The 9,624-nt window shown below is 64.8% G+C and carries 9 protein-coding genes; 7 read left to right on the top strand and 2 right to left on the bottom strand.

Features of this window, described 5'->3' with window-relative positions; translation table 11 throughout:
• A partial coding sequence (locus tag ABIB35_RS18560; RefSeq protein WP_354183223.1) for a transposase occupies positions 1-141 on the bottom strand: 141 nt, incomplete at its 3' end.
• 39 nt (positions 142-180) lie between these two features.
• Positions 181-1,041 (bottom strand): RCC1 domain-containing protein, encoded by an 861-nt coding sequence (locus ABIB35_RS18565; protein WP_354183216.1) that lies wholly within the window; start codon positions 1,039-1,041, stop codon positions 181-183.
• A 172-nt stretch (positions 1,042-1,213) separates the two neighbouring features.
• Between ABIB35_RS18565 and uvrC the strand changes: the two genes are divergently transcribed.
• From uvrC to ABIB35_RS18600, 7 genes are all read left to right on the top strand, one after another.
• Positions 1,214-3,232: an excinuclease ABC subunit UvrC gene (uvrC, locus tag ABIB35_RS18570; RefSeq protein ID WP_354183217.1), complete on the top strand. Its 2,019-nt coding sequence runs from the start codon at positions 1,214-1,216 to the stop codon at positions 3,230-3,232.
• Positions 3,233-3,302: 70 nt separating this feature from the next.
• Positions 3,303-4,202 (top strand): RNase adapter RapZ, encoded by a 900-nt coding sequence (gene rapZ / locus ABIB35_RS18575; protein WP_354183218.1) that lies wholly within the window; start codon positions 3,303-3,305, stop codon positions 4,200-4,202.
• On the top strand, positions 4,203-5,231 hold the full coding sequence (locus ABIB35_RS18580; RefSeq protein ID WP_502915833.1) for a gluconeogenesis factor YvcK family protein: 1,029 nt from the start codon (positions 4,203-4,205) through the stop codon (positions 5,229-5,231).
• Positions 5,232-5,241: 10 nt separating this feature from the next.
• Positions 5,242-6,222, top strand: a complete 981-nt coding sequence (whiA, locus tag ABIB35_RS18585) for a DNA-binding protein WhiA (RefSeq protein ID WP_354183219.1) — start codon at positions 5,242-5,244, stop codon at positions 6,220-6,222.
• 109 nt (positions 6,223-6,331) lie between these two features.
• Positions 6,332-6,958, top strand: coding sequence for a superoxide dismutase (locus ABIB35_RS18590; RefSeq protein WP_354183220.1), 627 nt, complete (start codon positions 6,332-6,334; stop codon positions 6,956-6,958).
• A 239-nt stretch (positions 6,959-7,197) separates the two neighbouring features.
• Positions 7,198-8,202 carry a type I glyceraldehyde-3-phosphate dehydrogenase gene (gene gap, locus ABIB35_RS18595; RefSeq protein WP_354183221.1) on the top strand — a complete coding sequence of 335 codons (1,005 nt, stop codon included), beginning with the start codon at positions 7,198-7,200 and terminating at the stop codon, positions 8,200-8,202.
• 66 nt (positions 8,203-8,268) lie between these two features.
• Positions 8,269-9,495, top strand: coding sequence for a phosphoglycerate kinase (locus tag ABIB35_RS18600; protein ID WP_354183222.1), 1,227 nt, complete (start codon positions 8,269-8,271; stop codon positions 9,493-9,495).
• Positions 9,496-9,624: the final 129 nt, after the last annotated feature.

A 9,624-nucleotide genomic window follows, 5' to 3' on the forward strand; every position in this document is an offset into this window, starting at 1 on the left:
GCTATTGACCCAGCGGCCCAGAGTGGCCTCGTTCAGCCCAAGTTCCCGGGCAACAGTGGCAACCGCCCTGCCGGTGGTGAGGACCAGCTTCACTGCCTCGTCCTTGTATTCAGGAGTGAACTCCCGACGTGCTCTTGTCATAGTGAACATTCTCTCTTGTGAGGTGTCCACCATCCGGGGTCAAGGCCAGAGCATCCAACCCGTGGTGTCGCACTGACCGTCATCATTATTGCCAGCAGCTAAGACAGTTCCATCAGTGCGGAGTGCGAGGGTGTGTGTAGAGCCGCCGGCAACGGCAACAACGTCACGCCAGGATGCGGTGTCGCACTGGCCTCTGCTGTTGTCTCCAACGGAAAGAACCCGGCCTCCTGCAGTGACGCCTACCGTGTGATGGCTGCCTGCTGACACAGCGACGACGTCGCGCCAGGCAGAAACATCCTGGACGCCGGATGCCCGGTCTCCCACGGCGAGCACACACCCGTTTGTGTCGAGGCCGACGGTATGCAAGTAACCCGCGGCTATCGCGTGCAGATTGCGCCACTCGGCAACTTCGCATTGTCCCCTGAGGTTATTTCCTACTGCCGTGGCCGTACCGTCTGCTCGTAGTCCTACCGAGTGCCAATCACCGGCGGCAGCTGCCACAATTTCATTCCAAGCGTCCACATTGCACGCACCCTCGCGGTGACGGCCGGTGGCCCGTGCTGTACCGTCCGCAAGGACGGCAAGTGTGCGCCGCCAGCCGGCGGCTATGCCAATGACGCTCACCCAGCCGCTGACATCGCACTGTCCGTCGATATTCCACCCGGTGGCAAGAACAGTGCCGTTCGTACGCAATCCCACGCTGTGGGATTGGCCGGTGTTGGAAGCTGTGTGGACGTTTCCGGCCGCTATTGATGTGAGGTCATGCCACTGGCCAACCCGACACTCCTGGGCTTGAGGAATTCCCGCGGCCACCGCTGAGCCATCTGAATTCACGCCTACTGAGTGACGCCTCCCTGCAGCGATCACCCCAACCCCATTCTTTAGAATGAACCCGTTCACAAGTGCACCCTATCTGCTAGGGCCCTCCGCCAACCCACGGATCCCATCGGTCTCTGAAGTGCGGTGGGGGACCGATCAGGGCGACGCCGAGGGCGGAGCTGCAGTTCAGCGCCGCGCGAAAACCGCACCTGCGGCGCGAAAAGCTCCGCCGCAGCAACCGTAGGATGGAACGGTGGCAGATCCAGCAACATACCGGCCGAAGACAGGGGAGATCCCCACTGCTCCCGGCGTTTACCGTTTCCGTGACGAGCACCGCCGGGTGATCTACGTGGGCAAGGCCAAGAACCTTCGCTCCCGCCTGAACTCGTACTTTGCCAACCCCCGCGGGCTACTGCCCAAGACGCGGGCCATGGTCCACACCGCGGCCAGTGTGGAATGGACGGTGGTGGGCACCGAACTCGAAGCGCTGCAGCTGGAATACACCTGGATCAAGGAATTCAATCCCCGGTTCAACATCATGTTCCGGGATGACAAGTCCTACCCCTATCTGGCCGTCACCATGGGGGAGAAGTATCCCCGGGCCCAGGTGATGCGCGGTGAGCGGCGGAAGGACACCCGCTACTTTGGCCCCTTCTATCCGGCCAAGGCCATCAGGGAAACCCTGGATACCCTGCTGCGGGTCTTCCCGGTGCGCACCTGCAGCTCGGGTGTCTTCAAGCGGGCCGAACGCACCGGCCGCCCCTGCCTGCTCGGCTACATCGACAAATGCTCGGCGCCCTGCGTCGGCCGTATCAGCCCGGAGGACCACCGGCAGCTGGCCGCTGAGTTGTGCGACTTTATGTCCGGCGAAGGCAAGCGCTTCATTTCCACCCTGGAGAAGGAAATGCAGGCCGCCGTATCCGAGCTGGACTATGAGACCGCAGCCCGGCTCCGCGATGACATCTCGGCCCTGCGTAAGGTCTTTGAACGCAACAACGTGGTGCTCAGCGAGGAAACCGATGCGGATATCTTCGCTCTGGAAGAGGACGAGCTCGAAGCCTCCGCGCAGGTCTTCCACGTCCGCGGCGGCCGTATCCGCGGCCAGCGCGGCTGGGTGGTGGAGAAGGTCGAGGACGCCGACACCGCCGATCTGGTGGAGCACCTGATCCAGCAGGCCTACGGCGAGTCCGCCTCCACTGACAGCATTCCCCGCGAGGTCCTGGTGCCCGTCCTGCCGCCCAACGCCGATGAACTGGCGCAGTGGCTGCAGGGCCTGCGCGGATCCAAGGTGGACATCCGGGTTCCCCAGCGCGGCGACAAGAAGGCCCTGATGGAAACCGTGGCCCGCAACGCCTCCGACGCCCTGCGCCTGCACAAGAGCCGCCGGGCCGGGGACATCACCACCCGCTCCGCGGCTCTGCAGGAGCTGCAGGAAGCGCTGGACCTGCCTGTGGCCCTGTTGCGCATCGAATGCTATGACATCTCCCACGTCTCCGGCACCAACGTTGTGGCGTCCATGGTGGTAGCCGAGGACGGTCTTCCCAAGAAATCCGACTACCGCAAGTTCTCCATCACCGGCGACGCCGCCCGGGACGACACATCGGCCATGTACAACGTCATCTCCCGCCGTTTCCGCAATTACCTTGCGGAGAATGCGGATCCGGCGGCGGACCCCGACACTCCTTCCACGGTCCCGTCCGGGCTGCCGGCTGACCGCACCGGCACCGACGTCCAGCCCCTGACCGACACGCTCACTGCCGCACCGCGGGCCAAGTTCGCGTATCCGCCCAACCTGGTAGTGGTCGACGGCGGCCAGCCCCAGGTGGCTGCTGCCTCCCGGGCCCTTGCGGATCTGGGAATCACGGACATCTTCGTGGTGGGCCTGGCCAAACGGCTCGAGGAGGTGTGGCTGCCGGACAGTGACTTCCCGGTGATCCTGCCGCGCGCCTCCGAGGCCCTGTTTCTGCTCCAGCGCATCCGCGACGAAGCGCACCGGTTCGCCATCACCTTCCACCGGCAGAAGCGGGGCAAGTCCATGACGGCTTCGCTGCTGGATGACATCTCAGGGTTGGGGCCGGCTAAGCGGGCCGCATTGCTCAAGGAATTCGGATCGGTTAAGAAGCTGCGGGCTGCCTCCGCTGAAGACCTGCAGCGCGTTCCGGGCATCGGGCCGGCACTGGCGGCGTCCGTCTCCGCCCAGCTGGCGGCCAAGGCTGCGGAAGAAACCGCCCCGGCAGTGAACATGACCACCGGGGAAATCATCGATACTTAGGGCTAGGCTGGGTAGTCGGCTTATTCCCCGGCAGCGGCCGGAAGAAACCAGTAAGGACAGGACACCCGAAATGAACGAACAGGACGCGCTGACTCCGGTCAAGCCCGCCGAGTCCGAGCTGCTGGTGGTCACCGGCATGTCCGGCGCGGGACGCAGCACGGCCGCCAACGCGCTCGAAGACCACGGCTGGTACGTGGTGGAAAACCTGCCGCCGATGATGCTGGGAACCCTGACTGAGCTGGTCTCGCGCATGCCGCAATCCATTCCCAAGCTGGCAGTGGTCATTGACGTGCGCAGCAAGGAGCTCTTCCAGGACATCCGGGAAGCGCTGAGCGCACTGCGTGCCGCGGGTGTTTCCTACCGCCTGCTGTTCCTCGATGCCGAAGACGAAACCCTGGTCCGCCGCTTTGAGCAGGGCCGCCGACCGCATCCGCTGCAGGAAGACGGCAGCATCCTGGACGGGATCGCCGCCGAGCGGGACGTGCTGAAGGAACTGCGTGAGTCCTCCGACGTCGTCGTGGACACCTCCAAGCTGAACGTCCACGCCCTGGCCACCACCATCACCGAGCTCTTCACGGAGTCCGGTCCGATTGTGCTGCGGCTGAACGTGATGAGTTTTGGGTTCAAGTACGGGCTTCCGGTGGACGCCAACTACGTGGCCGATGTCCGATTCATTCCCAACCCGCACTGGGTGCCGCAGCTGCGCCCCCACACCGGCCTGGACACCGATGTGCGGGACTACGTTCTGGACGCCCACGGAACGCGCGATTTCCTGGACCGCTATGTGGAGGCACTGGAGCCGGTCATCGACGGCTACCGACGCGAAAACAAGCATTACGCAACCATTGCCGTGGGCTGCACCGGCGGAAAGCACCGGTCTGTTGCCGTGACCGAGGAACTGGCCAAACGCCTCGCCCAGCTGCCGCACGTGACCGTCAGCGCGCACCACCGCGACCTCGGGCGTGAATAGGTGGCCTTCCTCACCGGCGCACTGCCGGTAATACCCCAGACCGGCGCGGACCGGGGGCCGGGCGGCTCCGACGGCTCCCTGCCCGTGGTGGCCCTTGGCGGCGGCCACGGGCTGTCAGCTTCGCTGTCCGCGCTGCGCCTGCTCACCACCGACCTGACTGCGGTTGTCACAGTGGCCGACGACGGCGGCTCCTCCGGACGCCTGCGCGACGAGCTCGGTGTGCTGCCGCCCGGGGACCTGCGGATGGCACTGGCCGCCCTGTGTGACGACACCGACTGGGGACGCACCTGGCGGGACGTTATGCAGCACCGCTTCCAGTCCCGTCCCGGCGTCACCGGCTCGCTGGACAACCATGCGCTGGGCAACCTCCTGATAGTCACCCTGTGGGAACTGCTGGGAGACCCGGTGGCCGGCCTGCAGTGGGCCGGCGCCCTGCTCGGCGCCCGCGGCCAGGTCCTGCCCATGTCCACCCAGCCCCTGACGATTGAGGGGGATGTGCTGCGCTGCACCGAGCGCGGGGAACATCTGGAACTGGTGACCGGACAGGCCCGGCTGGCGACGGCGGGAGCCCACGGAAAGGTCAGCGACGTACGGCTGACTCCTGCGGAAGCGCCGGCCTGCCCCGAAGCGCTGACGGCGATTGAACGCGCGGACTGGGTCATCCTTGGCCCGGGTTCCTGGTACACCTCTGTCCTGCCGCATCTGCTGCTTCCGGATTTGCGGAGCGCCCTCTGCCGGACCCGGGCCAAGGTGTGCCTGACCATGAACCTGACCAATGAGACCAAGGAAACTGCCGGGATGTCAGCCGTGGATCATCTGGCCCAGATCCGGCGGTACGCACCCGACCTCAAGGTGGACGCCGTGCTGGCCGATCCTGCCGTCATCGAGGACCGCAGCGCCTTCAGTGACGCCGTCGCCGGAATGGGTGGACGGGCTGTCTTCGGTAAGGTGGGGGCAGCGACCGGGCGCCCGATCCATGATCCGCTGCGCCTGGCTACCGCGTACCACGATATCTTTGGGGAGAACTAGGAGTGTTTTTGTGGCGTTAACCGCAGCAGTAAAAGAGGAACTTTCACGCCTCGATGTGAAAAAGTCCTCCGTCCGCAAAGCGGAAGTATCTGCCTTGCTGCGCTTCGCCGGAGGACTGCACATCATCTCCGGACGCATTGTGATTGAAGCCGAAGTGGATCTGGCCTCCACCGCCCGGCGGCTGCGCGCCGCCATCGCCGAGGTGTACGGCCACGCCTCGGAAATTATTGTGGTGTCCGGTGGAGGGCTTCGGCGCGGCAACCGATACGTGGTCCGCGTGGTCAAGGACGGTGAATCGCTGGCACGCCAGACCGGGCTGCTGGATGCCCGAGGGCGACCGGTCCGCGGACTGCCCTCCGTGGTCGTCAATGGTTCCGCCGCCGACGCCGAAGCCGTGTGGCGCGGAGCATTCCTGGCTCACGGCTCACTGACCGAACCCGGGCGCTCGTCCTCGCTGGAAGTAACCTGCCCCGGCTCGGAAGCGGCCCTGGCCCTGGTGGGCGCGGCCCGCCGCATCGGCATTGCCGCGAAGGCCAGAGAAGTGCGCGGCATCGACCGCGTGGTCATCCGCGACGGCGACACCATTGCCGCCCTGCTCACCCGCATGGGAGCTCATGACGCCCTGATGGTCTGGGAAGAGCGCCGGATGCGCAAGGAAGTACGGGCCACCGCTAACCGGCTGGCCAACTTTGACGACGCCAACCTGCGCCGCTCAGCCCAGGCCGCAGTGGCTGCCGGTGCCCGGGTGGACCGGGCGTTGGACATCCTCGGCGACGACGTTCCCGAGCATCTGCGCTATGCCGGCGAGCTGCGTGTGGCGCACAAGCAGGCGTCCCTGGACGAACTGGGGCACCTCGCGGAGCCGCCCATGACCAAGGACGCCATTGCCGGGCGGATCCGCCGGCTGCTGGCCATGGCGGATAAGCGTGCAGCGGAATTGGGCATTCCCGGCACTGAGGCCAATGTGACTCCTGAGATGCTTGACGAGTAGCGTTGAAGCATAAGATGGACTAAGCCTGCTGCCTGTTTGGCGGCACCTAAGTTTCCGGATGGAAACGCCGTCCGGATAACCCAATCCGACTTTTTTACTGGAGGATTTTGTGAACGAGTACACACTGCCGGAACTGCCCTACGATTACGCCGCGCTGGAGCCGAACATCTCCGCCCGCATCATGGAGCTGCACCACGACAAGCACCACGCGACGTACGTTGCAGGCGCCAACACGGCCCTGGCACAGATGGCCGAAGCACGCGAAAAGGGCGACTTCGCCACCATCCCGAAGCTTTCCAAGGACCTGGCTTTCCACGTCGGAGGCCACGTAAACCACAGCATTTTCTGGAACAACCTCTCTCCCGAGGGCGGCGACAAGCCGGTCGGGGAACTGGCAGCGGCAATCGATGACTTCTTTGGTTCCTTCGACGCGTTCCGCGGCCAGTTCACCGCTGCCGCAACGTCGCTGCAGGGTTCCGGCTGGGCCCTGCTGGCCTACGAGCCCCTGGGCAAGAACCTCGTGATTGAACAGCTCTTCGACCAGCAGGGCAACGTTCCCGTTGGCACCATCCCGCTGCTGATGCTGGACATGTGGGAGCACGCTTTCTACCTGGACTATGTCAACGTGAAGGCCGACTACGTCAAGGCATTCTGGAACATTGTCAACTGGGCGGATGTCGCCACCCGGTTCGAAGCAGCCCGCAACGGTGCCCATTCGTTGGTTCTCCCCGCGTAAATCAGGTCGCCGGGGCACATTTCTGCCGCCGTACCGGTTCGCCGGAGGGACCCGGCGCGTAGGATGAGTCCGAGGGTTCCCGCTTCGCCGTATGGCCCGGCGGGAACCTCTTGGACTCACCGGGACGGTATTCGCCGGACGTTCCAGGACAGTCCAGGCAACCCGTCCCTTCCAGACCAGTGGCCTACGCACACAGGGGTCACGTTTCTTCGGTACACCGCAATCAAGGAGACAAAAAAGTGACTACTCGTGTTGGAATCAACGGCTTCGGACGCATCGGACGAAACTACTTCCGCGCAGCACTGGAGCAGAACGCCGACCTGGAAATTGTGGCCGTCAACGACCTGACCAGCCCCGAAACCCTGGCCCACCTCCTGAAGTACGACTCCGTGACCGGGCGCCTCGGTGCGGACGTGGAAGTACGCAACGGAGACATCATTGTTGGCGGGAAGACCATCAAGGTCCTCGCCGAGCGGGACCCCTCAAACCTTCCCTGGAAGGACCTCGGTGTTGATGTAGTCATCGAGTCCACCGGGTTCTTCACAAAAGCCGAAGACGCCAAGAAGCACCTCGACGCCGGCGCCAAAAAGGTTCTGATCTCCGCCCCCGGAAAGGGTGCGGACCGCACCATTGTGATGGGCGTCAACGACGGCGACTACAACCCAGCCACGGACAACATCGTGTCCAATGCCTCCTGCACCACAAACTGCCTGGGCCCGCTGGCCAAGGTCCTGCATGAGGCGTTCGGCATTGAACGCGGCCTGATGACCACTATCCACGCTTACACCGCGGACCAGAACCTGCAGGACGGCCCGCACCGCGACCTCCGCAGGGCCCGCGCAGCGGCGCTGAATATTGTGCCCACCTCCACCGGTGCAGCCAAGGCCATCGGTCTGGTCCTGCCGGAGTTGGACGGGAAGCTGGACGGCTTTGCCCTGCGCGTTCCCGTGCCCACCGGTTCCGTTACCGACCTCACGGTCACGGTCAGCCGCGAAGCCACAGTCGAACAAATCAACGACGTTTATAAGACGGCGTCGGACGGCGCCCTGAACGGCATCCTGCGCTACACGGATGAGCCGCTGGTGTCCTCTGACATTGTGACGGATCCGGCGTCGTGCATCTTCGACTCGGGGCTGACCCGTGTGATGGGCAACGAGGTCAAAGTTGTTGGCTGGTACGACAACGAGTGGGGCTACTCCTGCCGCCTGGTGGACCTGACCAAGCTGGTTGGCTCCAAGCTGTAGCGCCCTTCCCGGTCTGCTCCACCCCCCACCCAAGCCCCCCATGCCGCAAAGAACGTAAAGGAAGACATGACAGTCAAGACTCTTGAGGAACTGATCAGCGACGGCGTCGATGATCGGTATGTGCTGGTCCGCTCGGACCTGAATGTGCCGCTGGATAACGGCACGGTCGCGGACGACGGACGCATCCGTGCCTCCATCCCGACCATTCAGAAACTGGTGGAGCACGGCGCCAAGGTGATCGTCATGGCGCACCTGGGCCGCCCCAAGGGCACCCCGGACGAGAAGTACTCGCTGCAGCCCGCCGCGGACCGGCTGGATGAGCTTGCACCGTTCGCGGTGGAGTTCGCGTCCGATGTAGTGGGTCAGAGCGCGCATGAGCTGGCAGCTTCGCTTACCGCCGGCTCAGTTTTGGTGCTGCAGAATATCCGGTTTGACCCGCGGGAAACATCCAAGGACGACGCCGATCGCCTGGCCTTGGCGCGAGAGCTTGCCGGGCTTACCGGGGACAACGGTGCGTATGTGGATGATGCCTTCGGCGCCGTCCACCGCAGGCACGCCAGTGTGTATGACATTGCCGAGATCCTGCCCGCGTATGAGGGTGACCTGGTGCAGACCGAGGTTGAGGTGCTCAAACGTCTCACCGAGCACCCCGAGCAGCCCTACGTAGTCGTCCTGGGCGGGTCGAAGGTCTCGGACAAGCTGGCCGTCATCGAGAACCTGATGGACCGCGCTGACTACCTGCTGGTGGGCGGGGGCATGGTCTACACCTTCCTGGCCGCCCAGGGCTACAACGTGGGTGCCTCGCTGCTGGAAGCGGACCAGATCGAGAACGTCAAAGGCTATCTCAGCCGCGCCAAGGAGGTGGGCTGCGAGTTTGTGCTGCCCACCGACATTGTGGTGGCGGATAAGTTCGCAGCAGATGCGGACTCAGAGGTGGTCCCCGCGAATGCCATGGAGAACAGCCGGTTTGGGGCCTCCGGAATCGGCCTGGACATCGGACCCGATTCCGCCGCCGCGTTCGCTGAAAAAATCCGGTCGGGCAAGACCATTTTCTGGAACGGACCCATGGGTGTGTTCGAGTTTGATGCCTTTGCCAACGGAACCCGCACCATCGCCCAGGCGCTGAAGGACTCGGACGGCTTCTCTGTGGTGGGCGGCGGCGATTCCGCGGCAGCCGTCCGGAAGCTCGGCTTCAGCGACAGCGACTTTGGGCACATCTCCACCGGTGGCGGCGCATCCCTGGAGTACCTCGAAGGCAAGAAGCTGCCCGGGCTGACCGTCCTGGACCAGTAACACCGGCGTGGGGGGGGGGGGGGGGGGGGGGGGGGGGGGGCCCCCCCCCCCCCCCCCCCGGGCGGCCCCCCCCCCCCCGGCGGGGGGGGGGGGGGGGTGGTGGGGGGGGGGTGGCCGCGGCCCGCCCCG

Origin of the sequence: Arthrobacter sp. UYP6, assembly GCF_040547315.1 — a bacterium.
In the GTDB taxonomy this organism is placed as follows: domain Bacteria; phylum Actinomycetota; class Actinomycetes; order Actinomycetales; family Micrococcaceae; genus Arthrobacter_B.

Coding starts and splice junctions, on each gene's coding strand:
- ABIB35_RS18600 (WP_354183222.1), top strand. CDS start 8,269: ATGACAGTCAAGACTCTTGAGGAACTGATCAGCGACGGCGTCGATGAT.
- rapZ (WP_354183218.1), top strand. CDS start 3,303: ATGAACGAACAGGACGCGCTGACTCCGGTCAAGCCCGCCGAGTCCGAG.